Source organism: Flavobacterium sp. CFBP9031 (assembly GCF_034044945.1).
Classification (GTDB): domain Bacteria; phylum Bacteroidota; class Bacteroidia; order Flavobacteriales; family Flavobacteriaceae; genus Flavobacterium.
On record NZ_JAXCWF010000001.1, the window covers coordinates 207,785 to 229,799 of the forward strand.

Annotated in this window: 21 protein-coding genes; 13 read left to right on the forward strand and 8 right to left on the reverse strand. The window is 34.4% G+C overall.

From position 1 onward, the window contains the following. Positions 1–211 precede the first annotated feature (211 nt). The 10 genes from nirD to SOM12_RS00910 all read left to right on the forward strand — a co-directional run bounded on the left by nirD (position 212) and on the right by SOM12_RS00910 (position 9,996). A complete protein-coding gene (gene nirD / locus SOM12_RS00865; protein ID WP_320492054.1) occupies positions 212–589 on the forward strand; it encodes a nitrite reductase small subunit NirD in 378 nt (125 codons plus the stop codon). 147 nt (positions 590–736) lie between these two features. Then, the gene (locus tag SOM12_RS00870; RefSeq protein ID WP_320492055.1) at positions 737–1,321 is read left to right on the forward strand and encodes a DUF4202 domain-containing protein; all 585 of its coding nucleotides are present in this window, start codon (positions 737–739) and stop codon (positions 1,319–1,321) included. Positions 1,322–1,385: 64 nt separating this feature from the next. Further along, entirely contained in the window at positions 1,386–3,197 is a 1,812-nt protein-coding gene (locus SOM12_RS00875) for an ATP-binding protein (protein ID WP_320492056.1), read from the forward strand. Between the two features lie 658 nt (positions 3,198–3,855). After that, complete coding sequence (locus tag SOM12_RS00880; protein WP_320492057.1) at positions 3,856–4,515, forward strand: response regulator transcription factor; 660 nt, start codon at positions 3,856–3,858, stop codon at positions 4,513–4,515. Between the two features lie 97 nt (positions 4,516–4,612). Further along, positions 4,613–6,097, forward strand: a complete 1,485-nt coding sequence (locus tag SOM12_RS00885; protein WP_320492058.1) for an MFS transporter — start codon at positions 4,613–4,615, stop codon at positions 6,095–6,097. Between the two features lie 95 nt (positions 6,098–6,192). Then, positions 6,193–7,467: an alginate export family protein gene (locus tag SOM12_RS00890; protein WP_095930463.1), complete on the forward strand. Its 1,275-nt coding sequence runs from the start codon at positions 6,193–6,195 to the stop codon at positions 7,465–7,467. Positions 7,468–7,604: 137 nt separating this feature from the next. Beyond that, complete coding sequence (locus SOM12_RS00895) at positions 7,605–7,970, forward strand: hypothetical protein (RefSeq protein ID WP_095930462.1); 366 nt, start codon at positions 7,605–7,607, stop codon at positions 7,968–7,970. A 162-nt stretch (positions 7,971–8,132) separates the two neighbouring features. Continuing rightward, positions 8,133–8,642 carry a GRAM domain-containing protein gene (locus SOM12_RS00900; protein WP_320492059.1) on the forward strand — a complete coding sequence of 170 codons (510 nt, stop codon included), beginning with the start codon at positions 8,133–8,135 and terminating at the stop codon, positions 8,640–8,642. Between the two features lie 13 nt (positions 8,643–8,655). Next, entirely contained in the window at positions 8,656–9,369 is a 714-nt protein-coding gene (locus tag SOM12_RS00905; protein ID WP_320492060.1) for an endonuclease/exonuclease/phosphatase family protein, read from the forward strand. 3 nt (positions 9,370–9,372) lie between these two features. Beyond that, positions 9,373–9,996, forward strand: a complete 624-nt coding sequence (locus tag SOM12_RS00910) for a class I SAM-dependent methyltransferase (RefSeq protein ID WP_320492061.1) — start codon at positions 9,373–9,375, stop codon at positions 9,994–9,996. A gap of 119 nt (positions 9,997–10,115) precedes the next feature. On the opposite strand, the gene SOM12_RS00915 is transcribed toward SOM12_RS00910, so the two are convergent. Then, positions 10,116–10,820, reverse strand: a complete 705-nt coding sequence (locus SOM12_RS00915) for a Crp/Fnr family transcriptional regulator (protein ID WP_320492062.1) — start codon at positions 10,818–10,820, stop codon at positions 10,116–10,118. A gap of 176 nt (positions 10,821–10,996) precedes the next feature. On the opposite strand from SOM12_RS00915, the gene SOM12_RS00920 reads away from it, so the two are divergent. The 3 genes from SOM12_RS00920 (at position 10,997) to SOM12_RS00930 (ending at position 16,891) form a co-directional block, all read left to right on the forward strand. Further along, positions 10,997–14,515 carry a molybdopterin-dependent oxidoreductase gene (locus SOM12_RS00920; protein WP_320492063.1) on the forward strand — a complete coding sequence of 1,173 codons (3,519 nt, stop codon included), beginning with the start codon at positions 10,997–10,999 and terminating at the stop codon, positions 14,513–14,515. Between the two features lie 196 nt (positions 14,516–14,711). Beyond that, a complete protein-coding gene (locus tag SOM12_RS00925; protein ID WP_320492064.1) occupies positions 14,712–16,142 on the forward strand; it encodes a rubredoxin in 1,431 nt (476 codons plus the stop codon). Positions 16,143–16,273: 131 nt separating this feature from the next. Beyond that, entirely contained in the window at positions 16,274–16,891 is a 618-nt protein-coding gene (locus SOM12_RS00930) for a hypothetical protein (RefSeq protein ID WP_320492065.1), read from the forward strand. Positions 16,892–17,147: 256 nt separating this feature from the next. On the opposite strand, the gene moaA is transcribed toward SOM12_RS00930, so the two are convergent. The 7 genes from moaA to cobA are packed head-to-tail and all read right to left on the reverse strand — an operon-like array spanning position 17,148 to position 22,010. After that, a complete protein-coding gene (moaA, locus tag SOM12_RS00935) occupies positions 17,148–18,155 on the reverse strand; it encodes a GTP 3',8-cyclase MoaA (protein WP_320492066.1) in 1,008 nt (335 codons plus the stop codon). Continuing rightward, positions 18,142–19,056 carry a bifunctional molybdenum cofactor biosynthesis protein MoaC/MoaB gene (gene moaCB / locus SOM12_RS00940; protein ID WP_320492067.1) on the reverse strand — a complete coding sequence of 305 codons (915 nt, stop codon included), beginning with the start codon at positions 19,054–19,056 and terminating at the stop codon, positions 18,142–18,144. The genes moaA and moaCB overlap by 14 nt, the downstream gene beginning before the upstream one ends. Before the next feature lie 9 nt (positions 19,057–19,065). Beyond that, complete coding sequence (locus tag SOM12_RS00945; protein ID WP_035648088.1) at positions 19,066–19,497, reverse strand: molybdenum cofactor biosynthesis protein MoaE; 432 nt, start codon at positions 19,495–19,497, stop codon at positions 19,066–19,068. A 23-nt stretch (positions 19,498–19,520) separates the two neighbouring features. Further along, positions 19,521–19,874: a lysozyme inhibitor LprI family protein gene (locus tag SOM12_RS00950; RefSeq protein WP_320492068.1), complete on the reverse strand. Its 354-nt coding sequence runs from the start codon at positions 19,872–19,874 to the stop codon at positions 19,521–19,523. Between the two features lie 15 nt (positions 19,875–19,889). After that, positions 19,890–20,969, reverse strand: coding sequence for a HesA/MoeB/ThiF family protein (locus tag SOM12_RS00955; protein WP_320492069.1), 1,080 nt, complete (start codon positions 20,967–20,969; stop codon positions 19,890–19,892). A 10-nt stretch (positions 20,970–20,979) separates the two neighbouring features. Then, positions 20,980–21,219 carry a MoaD/ThiS family protein gene (locus SOM12_RS00960; RefSeq protein WP_320492070.1) on the reverse strand — a complete coding sequence of 80 codons (240 nt, stop codon included), beginning with the start codon at positions 21,217–21,219 and terminating at the stop codon, positions 20,980–20,982. Positions 21,220–21,221: 2 nt separating this feature from the next. Next, complete coding sequence (gene cobA / locus SOM12_RS00965) at positions 21,222–22,010, reverse strand: uroporphyrinogen-III C-methyltransferase (RefSeq protein WP_320492071.1); 789 nt, start codon at positions 22,008–22,010, stop codon at positions 21,222–21,224. Positions 22,011–22,015 lie beyond the last annotated feature (5 nt).

Below are 22,015 nucleotides of genomic sequence, written 5' to 3' on the forward strand. Positions count from 1 at the left end.
TTTAATCTCGCAAAGACGCAAAGTCAAATTACAAAAGCTTAAAGAAAAAACTTAGCGTCTTTGTGGCAAAACACAATAAAGCTCCAAAAAAAAAAGAAAAAAAAATCATTTAACGTTTGCTGTCCTTCTTACCCTCTTTTTTACTGCGCCATCAAATCTCTCTTGATTGTAAAAAGAGGGCTAAGAAACAGGAACACAAAACTCAATCAAAATGGAAGAAATCTTAAATCAATACGAAACAGTTCACGCAAACGATGCAACAATTTGGTTCAAAGCTGGTAAAGTAGAAGATTTTCCAAGTAACCGAGGAGGCTGTATCAAATACAAAAACAAACAAATTGCTATTTTTAATTTTACGCGTCGCAACGAATGGTACGCTTGTCAAAATGCTTGTCCGCACAAAATGGAAATGGTGCTTTCAAGAGGAATGACAGGATCTGCAGATGATATTCCTAAAATCGCTTGTCCAATGCATAAAAAGACTTTTTCTCTTGTTGACGGTTCAAATTTAAACGGCGAAGAATACAGCATTGCCACTTATCCGATTAAGATTGTTGAAGATGAAGTTTTTGTTGGATTTGTAGATTAGAAAAATTGTGGTATGTTAAAAGTAAGATGTTATATGAATTTTAGTACTGAAAAGTCTATTCTCATTTTTCACTTTTTACTAGTCACATTTCACATTTCACCTATTTACTAATTCCGTATCTTTGAAATTCTATTATCAAACCAAAAAATGACTACACCTTTTCAAAAAGCAAGCCAATGGATTGACGCTGAAAACGCTCAAGATCCAAACATCGAATTAGACCAAAACACCGAATATCCAAAAGAATTATTGTATTCAAACAGGATGTATAAAAAACTGATGCAATTTGAACCGAATGCGTCAGAAGAAATTCAGATTGCATCAAAAGCGCAACACATCTGTCGATGGAAAGTTGCCCGAGAATCTTACCCAATGGATCGCGTGGGTTATTTGAAATGGAGAGAAGAATTGAAAAAATTCCATGCAAAAACTACTGCTGAAATTCTTCAAAAAGCAGGTTACGATCAGACTTTCATAGATCGTGTTTCTTTCTTAATTGAAAAAAAACTACTTAAAAAAGATGCTGAAACACAATTACTGGAAGATGTAATTTGTTTGGTGTTTTTAGAATTTTACTTAGAACCTTTTGTTCACAAACATGATGAAGAAAAGCTAAAAAATATCATCAAGAAAACCTGGGATAAAATGTCGGACAAAGGACATCAGGAAGCTTTAAAAATAAATTATTCTGAAGAAAATTTAAACCTAATAAAAGCTTCTTTAGGATTGTAAAAAAGATATGAAATGAGCTAAAGCGAATTCCATTTTCCTATAGAAAGACAAATACTATCTTCGAATGAAAAAAAGCAATCAGGAAGCTGCAGAAAAAATCACTTTCAAAAATTTACGCCGTCTGTATTTTTTTGCGCTTCTTACTATTGCCTTAACAATAATTATAAGTCAGTTTTTAGTACAATACAATCTGAATCAGCAGTTAAGCGATTCTAAGATTATCAATTTTTCTGGTAAACAAAGAATGCTAAGCCAGAAAATTGTAAAAGAAGTTCTCATTTTACATTACGTTTCTGATTCGGCTACAGCCAAAAAAACTTCGCATTTAAAAGAAGTTCTAGAGCTTTGGAAGAAAAATCAAAATGCACTTGAAAATGGAAATGACAGTTTAGGTTTTCCAAAAGAAAAAAGCGAAACGTTAAACAAATTGTATCTGGAAATCAATCCGATTTTCAATAAAATTGCACAAACTACAGATTCTTTTCTATTGCATTTACAACAGAAAAAATCGGTTTCTGAAAATCAAAAATTAGTTCAGATTATTTTGGAAAACGAAGGCATTTTCCTTTCAAAAATGAATCAGATTGTAACCCAATACGATCTTGAAGCGCATGAAAAAGTAACCGAACAACGCCGAATCGAATATTGGATTTTTGGTTTTACATTACTTGTTCTGCTTCTGGAATTCTTCTTCATTTTCAAACCAACAAATAAGAAAATCGAAAGGTTAATTGCCCAACTTTTATCTTCTGAAAAGAAAGCTTTAAAACTCGCATACGACACGGAAATTATCTCCGAAATCAAAGAAAACTCGGTAAAAGAGTTAAAATCGCTCAATTATGCGATGGAAAATACTTTATTGTATTGCCGAATTTCACCTGATGGCTCGATTATTCATATTGGAGAAAAATTCGCAAAACTTTTAAATTATACCAAATTTTCATCTAACAAAAAATTCTCCGAAGTACTGACTGAAGACGAAAAAGAACAGGTTAATTTTGACCGTTTAATTTTCGAAAAACAGCGTAGCGGCTGGCAAGGCGAAATCAAAATTATAAATAAAGACGAAAAAGAAATCTGGCTCGATTTGTCGATGGTTCCCGTCATGATCAAAAAAGACGAACTGGAACTTTTGATTGTTTGTTTCAACATCACCGAACGCAAAAAAGCACAGCGCGAAGTAGAACGCTTAAACCTTGAAAATACAACTGAAAAAATCAATCAGCAAAAGATCATTTCGAGCAAAATCGTTGAAAATCAGGAAAACGAACAAAACCGAATCGCCAAAGAAATTCACGACGGAATCGGACAAATGCTTACCGGTTTAAAGTTCAGTTTAGAAAGCATTAATCTTGATGACAGGGAAAAATCAGAGCAAAAAATTGAATATTTAAAGAAACTTTCGCTTGACATTATAAAAGGTGTCCGCACGGCAACTTTCAACTTAATGCCACCAGAATTAAGCGATCACGGAATCGTTTCTTCTTTAGCAAAACTCACTCAAGAACTTTCAAAACTAACCGGAAAAGAAATCCTGTTTTACAACAAAACCGATTTTGACCAGCGTTTAGATTCCTTAATCGAAATCAACATTTACCGTCTCACACAGGAAGCGATCAACAACGCCATTAAATATGCTGAATCGTCACATATTATTGTGCAGCTTTCGCACAGCGAAACACTTTTAAGCATCATCGTAGACGATAACGGAAAAGGTTTCGACGTGAATTCAGTTGACAAAAAACGCAACAGCGAATCTGGAATGGGGCTTTTATTCATGAAAGAAAGAATCCAATACATCAACGGACGTGTTTTTATGAACTCGATTCCAGGCGAAGGAACGAGAATTACGTTCAATATTCCTATTCTTAAATAATTTGGTAATGTGTCAATTCGAAAATTTGATAATTAGATAATTCCACAATATATAAAGTATTTCAAAACATTATCTAATTATCAAATTACCACATTATCTAATTATTATGGGCGAGCCACCATCCCGACAAGAGGGCCAAAATTACTTTGTGTTTATTCGCCCTCTTATCGGGATGCTGCCGGGCTATCCGGGCTACTTCGGTAGCTTCCTCCCATCCCTCTCGCGAGCAAACGATTTCAAAAGAGACTTTAATTTTATTTAGAATTTAAAGCCAAAACAAATCAAACTTTGTCAAAGTTGACCACAATATTGTCAGGCTGAGCGGAGTCGAAGCCCACGCAATCTAAATCCACAATATTTGAAAATCATTTAACCGTTTTAGAACAAAAAAATTTGCTTAAATCTGCGGAATCTGCGTGCAAAAAAATAACAATCTGAATCGTCAAACTTTGTAGAATCCCGCGTGTGATTCTTCGTTCCTCAGAATGACAAACTTTATGTTTAGAAAACTTTGAGAAAGTTGACCATCCAATGAAATTTAGAATTTCCAACATTAGAAATTTTAATATTGGAATTTACTTTTAAAAAAAGTACGTATATTAGCATCTTCTTTTTAGATGAATATACGTAAAAATCGAGAATCAAAATTAAGTAAACTATGAGCAATATCATTCGAGTAGTACTGGCAGATGACCATGTTTTTGTTAGAGACGGAATCAAATCCTTACTGGAAAATGAAGCAAACATTGAGGTTGTAGGCGAAGCAATCGATGGTGCAGATGCTCTGGAAGTAGTTGCCGCAACGCAACCAGATTTACTTATAGTAGATATTCGCATGCCCAACTTAACTGGTATTGAGGTAGTAGAAAAACTTAGAAGTGAGAATAACCACGTAAAAATCATTATGCTTTCTATGCATGAATCAGAAGAATATGTGTTGAAATCGATAAAAGCTGGTGCCGATGGTTATCTATTGAAAGGTTCTAGTAAAGAAGAATTCCTAAAAGCTTTGCACAGTGTTGCTGTTGGAGGCAAATATTTCAGCGGTGATATTTCTTCCATTTTAATCAGTCAACTCACTAATTCATCACCATCTTTAGAACCTAAGCAAAGCTTGGGTGAAGAAATGATGATTACAAAAAGAGAAAAAGAAATCTTGACGCTTCTTTTATCGGGAAAAGGAAATAAAGAAATCGCTGAAGCGCTTGACATCAGTAAAAGAACTGCCGAAGTGCACCGTTTCAACTTAATGAAAAAACTGAAAGTAAAAAACCTAATGGAGCTTTCAAACAAAGCGACTGAGTATTCTTTAATTTAAAAAATACGTATAAATACGTAATTATTTTTCAAAAACTGCGTTTTAGCAGGTTTTAACTAAGTTATAGTACTTATTTTTACATAAAAATATAAGTGCTATGAAAAATACAAACTCACTATCGCAATCACACAAAATTTTATTTTTGAACACACTGGCATTTACAGTGTGTTTTGCCTGCTGGACATTAAACGGGGTTCTGGTAACCTTCTTAGTCGATAACGGAATTTTCCATTGGGATGTTATACAAGTTGGATGGCTTTTGGGCATTCCAATTTTAACAGGTTCAATCATGCGTCTTCCAATTGGAATTTTAACCGATAAATTTGGCGGAAAGTATGTTTTTTCGCTTTTACTCCTTCTAAGCTCAATTCCGTTATTCCTCCTTCCCTACGCCGACAGTTTTTTCATGTTTGCCGTACTTAGTTTCTTCTTCGGAATGGTCGGAACCAGTTTTGCAGTCGGAATTGGCTACACGTCTATCTGGTATCCAAAAGAATGGCAAGGACGCGCTTTGGGAATATTCGGAATGGGAAATGCAGGCGCAGCAATTACCACTTTTTTAGCTCCCTCTCTATTAAACCATTTCTCTATTGATGATCCGCAAAATGGCTGGAAAGTTCTTCCGATTATTTACGCTATTTCATTGGTCGTAATTGGTGTTGCTTTTTTAATTTTTGCTCAAAACAAAAAAATAGAAAGCAACGGTAAAACTATTTCACAAATGCTTACCCCCCTAAAATCACAAAGAGTTTGGCGTTTTGGAGCCTACTACTTCTTAGTTTTCGGTTGTTTTGTAGCTTATTCTCAATGGTTATTGCCAAATTTCATGAATGTTTACCAAACGAGTTTGGTTATGGGAGGAATGTTTGCAACAATGTTTAGTTTACCATCTGGAGTAATCAGAGCTTTGGGAGGCTATTTATCTGATAAATTCGGAGCTAGAAAAGTAATGTATTGGGTTTTGGGCTCTTCGGTAATTTTGAGTGCTTTATTGTCGATTCCTAAAATGGAAATTACAACTTCTGGCCCTGGAATCTTAGCGGCAAAAAAAGGCGTTGTAAACGTAATCAGCGACAAAACCGTAAAAATTGGAGATAAAGAATATCCAATTGCGCAAAAAACAGCCAATGGTAATGAAAATGCTATTTTTCCAACTTCTACAAGCTGGCAAGATGTTGTAGTCACAAATAATCAAAGTGTAGCTAAAAAAGAACTGATAGCTAAAGGAGTAACCGTTATTAAATTTGACGCCAATATGTGGGTGTTTTTAATTTTAGTAATTCTAATTGGAATTTCTTGGGGAATTGGAAAAGCGGCGGTTTACAAACATATTCCAGAATACTTCCCAAATGAAGTTGGAGTTGTAGGCGGAATGGTTGGAATGATTGGCGGTTTAGGCGGATTCTTTGGACCAATTATCTTTGGATATTTATTAACTGCAACCGGAATCTGGTCAAGTTCATGGATTTTTATTTTAATCTTTTCAACGGTCTGCTTAGTGTGGATGCATTACACTATTACACAACTATCTAAGAAAAAAGAAGTTAAAGTAAGTAACGCAAAATTAGAGCCTGCATATTAGACTTAGATTAAAAAAAAATTAGAAATATGATCTTAATCATAGTTTATGACGGCATTTTCTTATAAATTTACCTCCGATATAAATACAAGAATTTTATGAAAAAACTTAAACTAATTTTAATACTTATCGTAGGATTAAGTTTTGAAATACAAGCCCAAGAATTAGATGTAAATCTTCAAATTAGACCGCGTTTTGAATATCGTAACGGTTACAAGCAACTTTTACAAGAAGGACAAAAAGGAACTTCTCAAATTTCACAGCGTTCTCGTCTAAACATTAATTTCAAACAAGACGATTTAATTTTAAAATTAACTTTCCAAAACACAAGAACATGGGGAGATGTTGCTCCTGCTACAGTTGCTGATAAAAATGGAGTCGCTGTTTTTGAAGCTTGGGCGCAATATAATTTCACTGAAAAATGGAGTGCCAGAATGGGACGTCAGGTTCTTTCTTATGATAATCAGCGTATTCTTGGTGAAATGGATTGGGCACAGCAAGGCCAAAGCCACGATGCGTTAACGGTTTCTTTTCATGACGAAACTCAAAAATTAGATTTTGGAGGTGCTTACAATTCAACAGCAGAGAATGTTGTACAAACTCCTTATACTGTGGCCAATTATAAAGCAATGCAATATGCTTGGTATCATAACCAATTTAGCGAAAAATTAGGCGCAAGCTTTTTAGTACTCAATACAGGTTACGAATTTACTCGTAATCCAAATACTCCAGAGAGCAAAATTCTGGTAGATTACATGCAAACTTTTGGTCCTTACTTAACTTATAAAAAAGATAAAATTGATACCAGTTTTTGGTTGTATGGTCAAACTGGAAAAAGCACCGATCAGCAAGTTAGTGCCTGGAATGCTGCCGCAAACATTAATTACAGTATAACTGATTCGTTTAAAGCTGGTTTAGGATATGAATTTTTATCTGGTAAAGATTCAAATGATGGAAGCACAGTAATTAAGTCTTTTAACCCAATTTTTGGAACCAACCACGGATTTAATGGTTACATGGATTACTTTTATGTTGGAAATCATTTGAAAAATGTTGGTTTACAAGATATTTTTATCAAATTGAATTACAATGTAAACAAGTGGCAATTTGCTTTGATTCCGCACGTGTTTTTATCTGCAGCGGATGTAGTGAATGTTCCTCTTAACGAAAAAATGGATTCTTATTTAGGAACTGAGATTGATGCAACTTTTGGGTATAATTTCAAAAAAGATATTACAGTTACAGGAGGTTATTCTCAAATGTTCGGATCTAAAACGATGGAATTTATTAAAACGGGAGATGCTGGCCATACCAACAATTGGGCATGGTTAATGGTTTCTGTGAATCCAAGAATTTTTAGCTGGAAAAAATAATTTTTCTTTAAAATTAACTCATAAAAAATTCCTTTTTCCCATTTCGGAAAAAGGAATTTTTTTTCCTCCTCAAAAACTTCATTATTTGTTTTAATTATTTATATTTGAAGCGATTATGAACCCCCAATTCTATCCTAATGAAACCATTTCTAAAATTGTCATTGGTGACTTTTATTGTCACACAAACAGGCATTGCTCAAAAGTACAATGATGCCTTAATTTCTAAAAACTCTGAAATAAATTTTGCCAAAACGCAAAAAAGAGGAATCAAGAAAAACAACATTGTTTATTATGTTGAGAACGATTTACAAACCATTTCTGCTTACAAAAGAAGCAAATTGAAATGGCAAACCAATGTAATTTCTGTTTGCGGAAAACCAAAAAAAGGAGAACCTGAAATTAGATATGTTGGTTATAATTCAGACAAACTGCTTATCGTGATCGGAAAACATAATTTTGCTGAAATTGATGTAAATAGTGGCGAAACTAAATTTGTTGGCTAATCTCATAAAAGTATTACTTAAAATATACTATAACTTACCCTTTTTCGGTTTCGGAAAAGGGTATTTTTTTGGCGAAATTATGAAAGCAACATTATGCTATAATTTGTAATTTCGTTAGCAACAAAAACTTTTCTTTATTAATCAATCTGAAAACAAAAAACTGTGAAAAGACTAAAATATTCGTTAGTATTAGGATTAAGTACAAGTATTTTTTTAACCCTTTATATTAGTTATAAAGGAAAATATAATTTTAATGTTATACTTTTCGCTGCTGTCTTTATGTTTATTTTTATTACATTAATATCTTATTTTAAGATGTTTGCCCACATAAACAATAAAGAAATTAATTTTCAAGAATTAAAAAATATAATCTATTCTGGAAGAGCAAATCATTACTTAAATGGAATCACAGTTGGTGGTAATCTATACTTAACAGATAATCAACTAATCTTTCAAACCAACATCCTTAATTTTATACAAAAACACGAATGTATAATTAATTTAAAGGATGTTACTTTAATAGAATTTGAAAAAACTTTAGGAATGGTCAACAACGGATTATTAATAAGAACCGAAAATGGTTTAAAAGAACAATTTGTTGTAACGAACAGAGAACAATGGAAAAATGAAATTGAAAAAAAAGCAAAAAATAGGATTATAAAATCAATTTAAATCCATAACAATAATGAAACTCATCGCTTGGAACTGCAATATGGCATTCAGAAAAAAAGCTCAATATATTCAAGCTTTGAATCCTGATATTGCTGTAATTTCTGAGTGCGAAAGTCCTGAAAAACTCAAATTTCCAGACGGAACAAAACTACCTTCGGATATTCTCTGGTACGGCGCAAATCCAAATAAAGGAATTGGCGTTTTTTCGTTTGGAGATTATCGTTTTCAACTGCTCGATTGTCATAATCCAACTTTCAAAAACATCCTTCCAATTGCCGTGACAGGCGGAAAAATTGACTTTACTTTATTTGCTATTTGGGCCAATAATCCTACAGATAAAGAGGGCGCTTATATAACTCAAATTTGGAAAGCAATTCATTTTTATGAAGATTTAATCAAAGAAACTAAAACCATTTTAATTGGCGATTTCAACAGCAATACTATTTGGGACAAACCGCGTCGCGAAGGAAATCATACAACAGTTGTAAATAAATTGGCCGAAAAAAATATTTTCAGCACCTATCATAAATACTTCAATCAGATTCAAGGCAAAGAAGAGCATCCGACTTGGTATTTGTATCGTCATGAAAACAAACCCTATCATCTTGATTATTGCTTTGCTTCAAATGATTTTATGGAAGTTTTAGAAAGTGTCGAAGTTGGTTCTTATAAAGACTGGACTTTGTACAGCGACCACAAACCTTTAATCGTTAAATTCAATATATAAACTATGAACAACACTTGGACTCAGCGTTGGGACGACCGTTATAAAACCGAAGAATTCGCATACGGCGAAGAACCCAACAATTACCTTAAAGAACAAATTGAAAAACTAAAAACCGGGACGATTCTTTTTCCTGCTGAAGGCGAAGGAAGAAATGCCATTTTTGCAGCGAAATTAGGCTGGGAAGTTTCTGCTTTTGATATTAGCGAAGAAGGCAGAAACAAAGCGCTTCGTTTAGGAGGAAATAATAATGTTTCGCTTGATTATCAAGTTGGCGAATTGGAAACTTTAGATTTTCAAGAGGGACAATTTGATGCGATTGCTTTAATCTATGCACATTTTCCAGCTACTATAAAATCTGAAATTCATAAACAACTTGACAAACTTTTACGAAAAGATGGTTTTATCATTTTTGAAGCTTTCAGTAAAAAGCATTTAGAATACGTTACCAAAAACGAAAAAGTTGGCGGACCAAAAGACATTGAATCTCTCTTTTCAATCGAAGAAATCAAAGCTGATTTCCCTAATTATGAAATCATTGAATTAGAAGAAAAAGAAATTGAACTAAACGAAGGCTTATTCCATAACGGAACTGGTTCTGTAATTCGATTTGTGGGAAGAAAAAAATAAATTACACTCGACGTAGAGACGCATGCGGTAAAGACGCACAGCAGTGCGTCTCTACAAAAAAAATCAAAATTTTTACAGCAACAAACCTTAGCATCTTAGAATCTTAGCAACTTAGAACCTTAAAAATACTTATGCTCCATAATTTCAGATCTTAACTCTGAAACTTCTAAAATCCCAACACGCTTTCCTTCCGTTTTAATCAATGATTCTTTTTTAAGGCTTGATAAAATACGTATTGCTTGTTCTTCTGTAGTTCCTGCAAAATCTGCAATTTCTTTTCGCGAAAGCTCAATATCAATCAAACCATTCGTTTGTCCGAATTTGCGATGAATATAAAGCAACAAGTCAATTACACGTTCGCGAACATTCATGTGTGCAATCTTGCGGATATTGTTTTCGCTTTTGTTCAATTCTTCGGCATAAAACAACATTAAAGCATAGGTAAATTCAGGAACTTGCTGTAAAATTTCCTGCATAGTTTCGTTGCTAAAGTTACACAGAACCGTATCTTCCAGCGCATAAGCACCAATTAAATAACGTTTACTCGTTCCAAATCCGCGGAAACCAATAATGTCACCATTTGCGGTTAAACGAACGATTTGTTCACGACCGTTAATTCCGGTTTTTACTGTTTTAGCTTTTCCTTTACAAATAAAATAAAGACCTTGCAACAGTGCACCTTCTGTAATAAATCGATCTGTTTTTTTACAGGTAATACTTTGCTTTTTAGAAACATAACCTGCCATCTGTTCTAAATGCAGATGTTTCTTGATAAAACAATTTTCATTGACGCAGGAATAACAAACGGTTTGCTCTTCTTTCATAAGTCCTAAATTTTAGCACATTAAAAACTAATTTGTTGTTCCTCATTTATTTTTACCAAAATTAAAAAAATAAATCTAAAAAATACGTATTAATACGTAAAAATACTTATTTTTGCGTAAGTACTTTTCTAAAGTCAGATCAATCAATAAAAATAGTATCTCTAAATAGAACTCTAATGCAAACTACGAAGATCAAAACTACCTGTTCCTACTGTGGCATTGGCTGTGGTATAATTGTGACCAACGATGCAAAAAATGGGGTAATGGTAGAAGGCGACAAAGATCATCCTGTAAACAAAGGAATGCTATGCTCTAAAGGGATGAACTTGCATTACGTAGTTAATGATACCTCTGACAGAATTTTGTATCCAGAAATGCGAGGAAGCAAATCTTATCCGCTGGAACGCGTAAGTTGGGATACGGCTCTTGACCGAGCTGCTGCAGTTTTTTCTTCTATCATAAAAAAACATGGACCAGATAGCGTTGGATTTTATATTTCTGGACAATGTCTAACTGAGGAATATTATTTAGTCAATAAACTTGTAAAAGGATTTCTAAAAACCAACAATATAGACACCAACTCCAGACTTTGTATGAGTTCTGCGGTTGTGGGTTATAAAAAAACTTTTGGAGAAGACTCTGTTCCAATTGCTTATGATGATATTGAGTTAGCGGACACTTTTTTAATTACAGGAGCAAATCCTGCTTGGTGCCACCCTATTCTTTTTAGAAGATTAGAAAAACATAAAGAGAAAAATCCGAAAACCAAAATAATTTGTATCGATCCTAGAAGAACCGATACAGCTGCTTTTGCCGATTTACATTTGCAGATTATTCCAGGTTCAGATATTATTTTATATCATGCCATTGCCAAACGCATTATCGAAAAAGGTCACGTAGATCATGATTTCGTTAAAAATCACGCCGAAAATTTTAAACAATATAAAGACCTTGTTTTAGGAACTTCTCTTGAAAAAGCCTCTAAACTTTGCGGAATTTCTGTAAACGACATTAAACTTGCCGCCGATATTATCGGAAAAGCAAAAGGTTTTATTTCGCTTTGGGCAATGGGATTAAACCAAAGTGCTGTTGGCGTTGATAAAAATACGGCATTGCTGAATTTATCTTTGTTAACTGGACAAGTTGGGAAACCAGGTTCTGGGCCATTTTCATTAACAGGTCAGCCCAACGCAATGGGCGGAAGAGAGGTTGGCGGAATGGCAACACTTTTGGCTGCACATAAAGACATTGCAAACCCAACACATCGTAAAGAAGTAGCTGATTTTTGGGGCGTTGACGAGATTTCGGACAAACCGGGTTTAACGGCAACAGAAATGTTTGAAGCTCTGGAATCTGGAAAAATGAAAGCCGTTTGGATTATCTGCACCAATCCATTAGTGAGTTTACCTGATTCTAGAAGAGCCGAAAAAGCGCTGCAAAACGCAAAATTCGTAGTTGTTCAAGATATTTCGCATAATGCTGATACAGCCAAATTTGCCGATTTACTATTGCCTGCTGCTGGTTGGTTAGAAAAAGAAGGAACGATGACCAATTCGGAACGTCGTATTTCATATCTGCCAAAAGGAATCAATGCGCCTGGAGAGGCACTTCCAGACATTGAAATCTTAATTCGCTTTGCTAAAAAAATGAATTTCAACGGATTCAATTTCAACAGCGCCGAAGAAGTTTACAAAGAACATTGTGCACTTACCAAAAACACGAATATTGATATTTCATTTTTAAATTATAATCGTTTAAAAACCGAAGGAACTTTTCAGTGGCCCGTTCCAGATTATAATCATCCGGGAACTCCACGATTGTTTACCGATAAAAAATTCTATACGCCTTCTGGAAAAGCGATTTTTAATCTTCCCGTTTCAATCGAAAATACTTCGGTACAGCCTAACGACGAATTCCCCTTTATTTTAACCACAGGAAGAATTCGCGACCAATGGCATACGATGACAAAGACGGGAAAAGTCTCTCGTTTGTTAACGCATATTCCAAGTCCTGTTTTAGAAATAAATCCGATTGATGCTTTTAAAAACGATATTAAAAATGGAGATATTGTGGTGGTTTCAAGCAAAAACGGAGAAGTTCGCGTAAAAGCAAAAGTAACCGATTCGATCAAAGAAAAGGTCGTTTTTCTGCCGATGCATTGGGGAAAACAGCTTGAAAATGATTTGAATAGAACGAATAATTTAACGAACAACGTTGTCGATCCAATTTCAAAAGAACCTGATTTTAAGTTCACAACCGTTTCGATTAAAAAATACGTAAAACCATTTCAGAAAATTGCCATTGTTGGTGCTGGAGCGGCTTCTTTCCGATTCATTCAAAACTATCGCGAATTCAATTCAACTGATGAAATTATTGTTTTTTCCAATGAAGTAAATCCGTTTTACAATCGTGTTTTGCTTCCCGAATATATGACTGGGGAATTCAGTTGGGATCAGCTTTTAAAAGTTAAAGATGGCGAAGCTTTCAATAAACTGAAAATTACCATGAAAGCCGGCGTTGCAATTGAAAAATTAGATTCAAAACAAAAAACAATTGTTGACAGTCAGGGCGAAATTCACACTTTCGATTCTTTGATTTTAGCAACAGGAAGCCGCCCGTTTATTCCAGAAAATGCACAGCTTCATCTTCCTGGACGTTTTACCGTTAGAAGAAAAGAAGATGCCGACCGTTTGAAAAAACATTTAGACAATACCAATCTTCCGCCAGAAGAACAGCATGTTGTCATTATTGGCGGTGGGTTGCTAGGTTTAGAATTGGCTGCGGCTTTAAAGCATAAAAAAGTAAAAACTACAATTGTTCAGCGTGCTTCACGTTTAATGGAGCGTCAATTGGATCTAATTTCAAGCAAATTATTGGCAGAAGAAGTACAATTGCGTGACATTCAGATTTATTTTGATAATGAAGTCAGTACTGTTTTTGAAACCGATAATCCGAATGAAATTGAAATTGCTTTAAAGAGCGGAAAAATCATTACGGCAAATGCAATTGTGTACACGATTGGAACTATTCCGAATATCGAAATTGCTCGCGAAAGCGGTTTAGCCTGCGGACGCGGTGTAAAGGTAAATCAGTATTTACAAACTTCAAATCCTGATATTTTTGCGATTGGAGAAATAGCAGAATTTGATAATAAGTTATTCGGAATCACTTCTGCCGCCGAAGAACAAGCTGATATTCTGGCTAACTTCCTTGCGGGCGATATTAGCAGTTATTACAAAGGCTCGATTTTAATGAATATTTTAAAATTAGAAGACATTAATCTTTGCAGTATTGGTGATCTTAACATTCCAGAAAATGATGATTCCTACGAAGAAATTGTTTTTGCCGATTTGAAAAAACGCTATTACAAAAAATGCATTGTAAAAGATGATCTTTTAGTTGGAGCGATTTTAATGGGCGATAAAAACGAGTTTGCTGAATTTAAAACCATGATAGAAAGCAAAATCGAATTATCAGACAAACGAAATACGCTTTTGAGAGGAAGTTCAAACGCAAAACCAGTTTTAGGAAAACTAGTCTGTTCGTGCAGTCAAGTTGGAGCTGGAAACATCGAAGAAACCATTAAAAGTGGTGTAAATGATTTTACCGATTTATGTAAAAACACAGGTGCAGGTTTGGGTTGCGGAAGCTGCAAAACGGAGGTAAAGGAGATATTGGCGAAGTGTAAAGTTTAGTTGCTTTTGTTATGTTGTGTTGATCTAAACGCAAAGTTCGCAAAGCTATGCGCTAAAATCTTTACCCAAAGCTTTGTGAACTTTGGCAACTTATTATAAAATAAAAAAACTTTGCGAAACTTTGCGGTAAAATTTATGTTCAAAGTAAAGCAACTTGAAACCTGAAACAAAGAAAACCTGAAACAAAGAAACAAAAATGGAACTAACAAGATTAATAGTAAAAGGAGGCGTTATTTCGCCAGGAGAACTTAGGGAAGTTGTGAATATCGCTTTGGAAGAAGGTCTAGATTCGATTTCGTTTGGTTCTAGACAAGATATTATTTTTCCGAAAGGATTTAAATCTTTGGATAAAACCACTTTAGGAAAACATCATTTTGTCTATCCAGATCAAAAAAGCGGCAACAATATTGTTTCTTCTTATGTTTCGACTGATATTTTTAGAAATACCAATTGGCTTACAGGAAACCGTTTTTTATATGTTTTAGAGGAATTTAAAGAACAGCCAAAACTAAAAGTTAATATAACCGATCCGAAGCAGCAATTGGTTCCTTTGTTTACAGGACATTTGAATTTCATTGCTGCAGAACACGAAGATTATTGGTATTTATACATTCGTCTTCCAAAATGGGAAAAAATAGAAGTTTATCCTGTTTTAATTTACAGTTGGGATTTAGCTAAGATTTATTACGAAATCGAAAAAATTTCCGAAGAAGATGCAATTGATATCGAACTGCTTTTCACTTTGGTTAGTGAAGCTTTAGACACCAACAACAGAACAATTGACAAACCGTTGAATATTCCCTTTTACCCATTTCCGTATTACGAAGGAATGAACAGAATGGGAATTGATCAATATTGGCTGGGATTGTACTGGAGAAACAATTTATACGATTTGGATTTCCTGAAAGAAATGTGTGATTTGTGTTTTGAATGCAAAATCGGGAAAATCTGTATTACGCCTTGGAAATCTTTCATTATAAAAGGAATCCCGAAAGACCGAAAACTAGAATGGGAAAAATTCCTAGGAAAACGCGGCATCAATGTCCGCCATTCACTATTAGAATTAAATTGGCATTTACCCGTTGCCATGGAATGGGCTTTAAATCTAAAAACTTTTCTAGTTAGAACATTAGATCAATTTGATATTAGTACGTACGGATTGAATTTCGGAATTTCAGAATACAATCGCGACGGGCATTATTTTACTTCCATTATCATCGAAAAAAATGAACTCCCAACAGCTTTAGAATCCATAAAAATCAGAGATACTTATAATGTATTGTTCGCAAAGAATTTCGATCCAAATACTCGCGAATATATCGTGCATTCACAAGATATAGATAAGCTCGAACTACCAACTATTTTAATTGAGTTAAGCCGAAAATATTTTGAAGAACTAGGAAATACAACATCTGAAACCACCAAAAAACAACAGAAAAAAGAAAAACCACAACAGGATATTTACCAATGTCAGGAATGCTTAACGCTTTATAATTCAGAATACGGAGACGAAACTCAGGGAATTCCAAAAGGTCTTTTGTTTGAAAATCTTCCTGAAACGTATTGCTGTTCTCTTTGTGAAGCGCCAAAAAGCAATTTTAGAATTTTGGAAACAGTTGAAAATTAATAAGTTCTATTATTTCTGTATTCAAAAATTGCGTATATTTAGCTTAACTAAGAATTTACACTAAAGCGTCACACTTCAGAAGCTTTAAAACCACTTGGTTACAATCTATTTACTCAATAAAAAATACAGTTATGATAAAAAGAACAACACAATCTTCTGCTGATAAAGCTACCGATGTTCCGGCAGAAACAGCTGTAGAAAGCACTACAGAAATACAGCCAGAAACTAAAACAACAATTAAAAGGACTACTAGAACTGCAGTAAAACCGACAACTGCCAAAACAGCTACAACAAGAACAGCTGCTGCCAAAGCACCTGCTGCAACTGTCAAAACTGCAGCAAAAACTCCTGTAAGAGCAGCTTCTAAAACAGCACCGAAAGCTACTGTGAAAAAACCTGCAACAACATCTGCAAAAACAGAACCTATCGTTTCTGAAATTGTAGAAATTAAAACCAATGACGTTGCCGAAAACAAACCTATTGTCACTGTTGAAAAAATTGGTAAGGAGAAAAACGACATAAAATCTAAGCTAAAAGCTAAACTTAAAGCAAAAAAAGAGAAAGAAAAGAAAAGAGAAAAAGCGATTAAAGCTGTTATCAAAAAATTAGAAAAAGCGAAAAAAGCAAAACTAAAAGCAGCCGAAAAGAAAAAAGAAAAGGCTAAAAAAGCAAAAGAAAAAGCGAAAACTAAGAAACTCGAAAAGAAAACGAAAGCTCAGAAAAAGACAAAAGCTAAAAAGAAAAAATAGTATTTAGAAAGGTTTAACTTAAAAAAAGTTAAACCTTTTTTTTATTTTCATTAGCAATGTAAATACAGTTTGTCATTCTGAGGAACGAAGACACGAGCGATAGCGAACTGACGAAGCAATCATACTAAAAACTTCTCACAGTAATTTGTCAATCTTTGTGGATTTACGAGTGTGATTCTTCGTTCCTCAGAATGACAAAACTATGCGGTCAAAACTTCTACTTCGCTCAGCGAGACAATTCACAATTCACAATTAATTACCCCCCAATCGCAATCATACTGCGATTGTCAAAATGTTTTGCAGGATCGTCCATTTCATCCATCGTAGCCATTCCCGCGCGGACTTTCTTTTTATTCTGAATCGATTCTGAAATCAAATTTTCGATAGATTCTCCATTTCTAAAAGCCGTTAACAAATCGGTTTCTGAATTAGAGAAAAGGCAGTTTTTTATTTTTCCGTCTGCCGTCAAGCGGATGCGGTTGCAGCTGTCACAAAACGGATTTGTTATGGAACTAATAATTCCGAAATCGCCTTGGAAACCTTTAATTTTATAATTTCTTGAAGTAAAGTTTTTTTCGTCTTCTAATTTCAGAATTTCTCCTGAAGAAAATTGAGTTTCAACTAAAGATAAAATTTCTTGTTGCGAAACCATTTTGCTTCTGTCCCATTCGTTTCCGGCAAAAGGCATAAATTCAATAAACCGAACCGAAATAGGAAGAAACTGAGTCAGTTTTACAAAATCTACAATTTCGTTATCATTAAAACCTTTCATCAAAACGACATTTACTTTTACCTGAAAATCATGATTTAAAAGCAAATGCAGATTATCTATTACTTTCTCAAACTGATTTCTAAGCGTTATAGAAGCAAATTTAGAAGCAACCAAAGTATCTAAACTCAAATTGATTTTTTTGACTTTAAACTGTCTTAAAACTTCAATATGGCGATCAACTAAAATTCCGTTTGTTGTCATGGAAAGCGAAATGCCAAGTTCTGATAATTTAGAAACAATTTCAGGAAAATCCTTTCTCAACAAAGGTTCTCCGCCTGTCAATCTTATTTTGTCAACACCATTTTTTACGAAAGTTTCCGCAATTGCAAAAATCTCATCGGCCGTCATTAAACTGGCTTTTGGAGATAATGCGATTCCATCCGCTGGCATGCAATACATACAACGCAGGTTGCATTTTTCCAGCAGCGAAATGCGCAGATAATTATGCTTGCGCCCAAAACCATCCGTCAAAATAGTGTTAGAGGCTGTCATGATTTTTTCCTTTTAAAATATGAAAAACGTGCATTACGTGCGGAAAAACGGCATCCATAGATTCTCTCACTCCGTTTGTTGAACCTGGCAAAGCCAAAACTAGACTTTTACCTAAAGTTCCCGCAACACTTCTAGAAAGCATTGCATACGGCATTCTCTGCTGACCGTAACTGCGAATGGCTTCTTCTATTCCTGGAATTCTACTTTCTAATAATGGTTCTAAAGCTTCTGGCGTAACATCTCTCGGAGATAATCCAGTTCCGCCTGTAAAAATGACCAGCTGATTATCTTTAGCGAAAGCTTTTGTTTTTTCCTGAATAATATCCAATTCATCTGGAATAATTTCGTAATGAGAAGTTTCAACTCCGTAAGAATCCAGTTTCTCTACAATTGTTTTTCCTGAACGATCTTCTTTATCGCCTGCAAAAATCGAATCGGAACAAACGAAAACTGCCGCTTTAATTACATTCGGAAATTTATTTTTGAAAGACGATTTTCCGCCTTCTTTATTAATTAATTTGATAGTCGAAATTTCGATTTCTTTGTCAATTGGTTTTAGCATATCATACATTGTAAGCGCTACAATTGATGCGCCGTGCATGGCTTCAACCTCAACTCCCGTTTTGTAAACGGTTTTTACTTTGAAAATAATATGAATGTCTAGACCTTCGATATTGTATTCTACAGAAGTAAATTCAATTGGAAGCGGATGACAATCTGGAATGGATAAATGGGTGTTTTTGACTGCAAACAGTCCAGCCGTTTTTGCCATTTCAAACACGTTCCCTTTTGGCACTAAATTGTTGACAACAGCATCAATTGTTTCTTGCTTGCTGACTTTTACAATTGCGGTTGCTGTTGCGACTCTTAAAGTGCTTATTTTATGCGTAATATCTACCATTATAATTTCTTAGGTATTTTGTTTCCAAGTGAATGTATCGTTTTCAAACATTTCTTTGCCAAAAATCGGAACATCGGTTTTAATCCAATTTACAATGGCTTCTGTTGCTTCATAAACTTGTTTGCGACGTGTTGCCGAAACAAAAACAAATAAACAGATTTCGCCTGCTTTTACAACACCTAAACTGTGGTAAATGTGCATACAGGTTAAATCGAATTTAGCAAAAGCTTTTTCTCGAATTGCATACAAAGCTTCATTCGCCATGTCTGTATACGCCGAATAATCGATTGCTACGACAGTATTGTCGTGAATAACATCGGCACGGACTTGGCCTAGAAAAATATTATGCGCCCCAATCGTATGTTTTGATTGATGTTTAGCGATTGATTCCGCTATAAATTCAGGAGCAATTGGCCCTTCTACAAATACATTTTTACTCATTTTTATGTTTTTTAATAAGGACTTTAAAAGCCATTCATCAAACTTTTCAATTCCTTTGTTCTGCTAATGGTAAGCTGCATTCTACAATCTGCGTACATTTTATTTGCTATAACACCACCGTAACCTTCTGGATAGCATTTAAATTTACAATTTGAATCTCTAAACTTTATCCAGTCTTTTTGAGAAACGACTAAAGCTGTCTGATCTTTTGTTCCTAATTTCTTTTTCAGCTGATTATAAACTTTATTCAATTCTTTATCAGCTTTATCATATGCCTCATAAAGCTCTGTTTCGCCAGTAGCATCAACGTGAGTTTGTGAAAAACCAAATTGAGAAAAACAAAGAAACAAAAACAATCCGAAAATGACTTTTTTCATAGTAGTCGTTATTTATTAATTGGAATTGATTTTTTCGTGCAACGATTGTTTCATCGCTAGAGCACCACCAGCAATGCTTTTTATATTTTTAAATTGATGTTTTTGAAGCAATTCAGCTGCCATTTTACTTCTGATTCCAGATTGGCAAAAAACGTAAATAGTTTGATTTGAATTCAGTTTTTTAATTTCGTTTTCTAGATTTACCAACGGAATCTGAAGGCCGTTTTTCAAATTTATTTTGGGCAGTTCGTCTTCATTTCGAACATCTAAAAAAAGAACCTTATTGTTTTCTAATTCATCTAAAATAAGCTCAAATTTTATTTCTTCAACCTGATTTTCAGATGAATTGTATTTCTGTTCGAAATCTTCTTTAGTCATTTCTAGTTCTGAGCTTTTTTCGAAATCATATTTCTGCTGCTCATTTTTCAAAACATTATAAACCAGAATCTTTCCGCTCAAAACTTCTCCAACTCCAAGAATCATTTTTAGGACTTCATTGGCCTGAAACATTCCGATGATTCCAACTGAAACTCCGATCACGCCAGCATCTTCACAATTTAATGCACTATTATTTTCATCTGGATATAAACAGCGATAGGTTGGTCCGTTTTGATAATTGAAAACCGAAACCTGTCCTTGAAATCTAAAAATTGATCCGTAGACCATTGGTTTATTGGTCACGAGGCAAGCATCATTAATCAAATATTTAATCGAAATATTGTCCGTTGCGTCAACAATGATATCGTATTTTTCAAATAAAGAAATCGCATTTTTTCCTGATAATTTCTCTGCCAAAACATTCACTTTTATAAGCGGATTCAGTTCTAAAATCATCGCTTTCGCTTCAGCCGCTTTTCCCTTTCCAACTGCCGAACTTTTGTAAATTACCTGTCTATGAAGATTCGAAATCTCGATAACGTCGTCATCTACAATTCCGATTTCACCAACTCCAGCACCAGCCAAATAAGGTAAAATTGACGCTCCCAAACCTCCGGCACCAATAACCAGAACTTGAGCTTTCAGCAATTTGTACTGGCCATCCTCTCCTATTTCAGGAAGAATAATTTGTCTGTTATATCGTGAAGTTTCGCTCATATGGCTTGTTTTATCCTCCGGCAAATGGTGGCAATAATGCTACAATATCACTCGCCTGTAAAGTATAATCTGAAGTTTTAGAAACTATTTTTTGATTTACAGCAACACTGAAAGCCAGCGATTCAAACTCGTATTTTTCGTTTAAATCCTGTAATAATTGCTGCAATGATAATTCTTCCGAAAAAGATAATTTTTCGAATTCACATTTTGTTTTTTCAGCAACAGCTCCAAAATATTTAACCTCGATCATTTTTATAAATTTAAATTCTGAAAAATAAATTCGTCTTCAAAGTGTTCTTGAAAATACGAAATCCAACTCGATGTATTTCTCACTACTTCGCCAATCACAATAATTGCAGGCGATGATATATTTTTTTCAACTACCAATTTAGTAATTGTATTGATAGTTCCAATTACTTTTTGCTCTGAGTTTTTTGTTCCATTCTGGATAATCGCAATAGGCAGATCGTCATTTCTATTTTCTTGATAAATCGAAATGATTTCGTCTAATTTATGCATTCCCATTAAAATAACCACGGTTGCAGCCGATTTTGATGCTAACAAAATATCTTTTGACAATTTATGATCTGAAGTCGTTCCTGTGATAACCCAGAAACTTTCGGCAACTTTACGCTGTGTCAAACTGATTCCGACAGAAGCTGGAACTCCTAAAGCAGATGAAATTCCGGGAACAATAGCCGTTTCGATTCCGAAATCTTCTGCAAATTCGATTTCTTCACTTCCTCTTCCAAAAACAAACGGATCGCCGCCTTTTAAACGTACAACATGTCCATAACGATTTGCCATAGAAACAATCAATTCGTTAATCTGATCTTGTGTGTAAGCGTGACAGCCTAAACGTTTTCCAACAAAAACAATTTCTGCATTTGATGCATATTCCAGTAATTCCTCGTTTACCAAAGCATCGTACAAAACCACATCGGCACTTTTTAAAGCTTTGATTGCTTTTATAGTAATCAATTCAACGTCGCCTGGACCTGCGCCTACAATCGTCAATTTTGGTGTTTTAAAATTTCGCATAGTCT

What these genes read in the sequence shown, in the direction of transcription:
- SOM12_RS00930 (WP_320492065.1), top strand. Translation starts at nt 16,274, where the DNA reads ATGATAAAAAGAACAACACAATCTTCTGCTGATAAAGCTACCGATGTT.
- SOM12_RS00890 (WP_095930463.1), top strand. Translation starts at nt 6,193, where the DNA reads ATGAAAAAACTTAAACTAATTTTAATACTTATCGTAGGATTAAGTTTT.
- SOM12_RS00925 (WP_320492064.1), top strand. Translation starts at nt 14,712, where the DNA reads ATGGAACTAACAAGATTAATAGTAAAAGGAGGCGTTATTTCGCCAGGA.
- SOM12_RS00955 (WP_320492069.1), bottom strand. Translation starts at nt 20,969, where the DNA reads ATGAGCGAAACTTCACGATATAACAGACAAATTATTCTTCCTGAAATA.
- SOM12_RS00915 (WP_320492062.1), bottom strand. Translation starts at nt 10,820, where the DNA reads ATGAAAGAAGAGCAAACCGTTTGTTATTCCTGCGTCAATGAAAATTGT.
- nirD (WP_320492054.1), top strand. Translation starts at nt 212, where the DNA reads ATGGAAGAAATCTTAAATCAATACGAAACAGTTCACGCAAACGATGCA.
- SOM12_RS00895 (WP_095930462.1), top strand. Translation starts at nt 7,605, where the DNA reads ATGAAACCATTTCTAAAATTGTCATTGGTGACTTTTATTGTCACACAA.
- SOM12_RS00960 (WP_320492070.1), bottom strand. Translation starts at nt 21,219, where the DNA reads ATGATCGAGGTTAAATATTTTGGAGCTGTTGCTGAAAAAACAAAATGT.
- moaCB (WP_320492067.1), bottom strand. Translation starts at nt 19,056, where the DNA reads ATGGTAGATATTACGCATAAAATAAGCACTTTAAGAGTCGCAACAGCA.
- SOM12_RS00870 (WP_320492055.1), top strand. Translation starts at nt 737, where the DNA reads ATGACTACACCTTTTCAAAAAGCAAGCCAATGGATTGACGCTGAAAAC.
- SOM12_RS00885 (WP_320492058.1), top strand. Translation starts at nt 4,613, where the DNA reads ATGAAAAATACAAACTCACTATCGCAATCACACAAAATTTTATTTTTG.
- SOM12_RS00945 (WP_035648088.1), bottom strand. Translation starts at nt 19,497, where the DNA reads ATGAGTAAAAATGTATTTGTAGAAGGGCCAATTGCTCCTGAATTTATA.
- SOM12_RS00950 (WP_320492068.1), bottom strand. Translation starts at nt 19,874, where the DNA reads ATGAAAAAAGTCATTTTCGGATTGTTTTTGTTTCTTTGTTTTTCTCAA.
- SOM12_RS00910 (WP_320492061.1), top strand. Translation starts at nt 9,373, where the DNA reads ATGAACAACACTTGGACTCAGCGTTGGGACGACCGTTATAAAACCGAA.
- moaA (WP_320492066.1), bottom strand. Translation starts at nt 18,155, where the DNA reads ATGACAGCCTCTAACACTATTTTGACGGATGGTTTTGGGCGCAAGCAT.
- SOM12_RS00875 (WP_320492056.1), top strand. Translation starts at nt 1,386, where the DNA reads ATGAAAAAAAGCAATCAGGAAGCTGCAGAAAAAATCACTTTCAAAAAT.
- SOM12_RS00905 (WP_320492060.1), top strand. Translation starts at nt 8,656, where the DNA reads ATGAAACTCATCGCTTGGAACTGCAATATGGCATTCAGAAAAAAAGCT.
- cobA (WP_320492071.1), bottom strand. Translation starts at nt 22,010, where the DNA reads ATGCGAAATTTTAAAACACCAAAATTGACGATTGTAGGCGCAGGTCCA.
- SOM12_RS00920 (WP_320492063.1), top strand. Translation starts at nt 10,997, where the DNA reads ATGCAAACTACGAAGATCAAAACTACCTGTTCCTACTGTGGCATTGGC.
- SOM12_RS00880 (WP_320492057.1), top strand. Translation starts at nt 3,856, where the DNA reads ATGAGCAATATCATTCGAGTAGTACTGGCAGATGACCATGTTTTTGTT.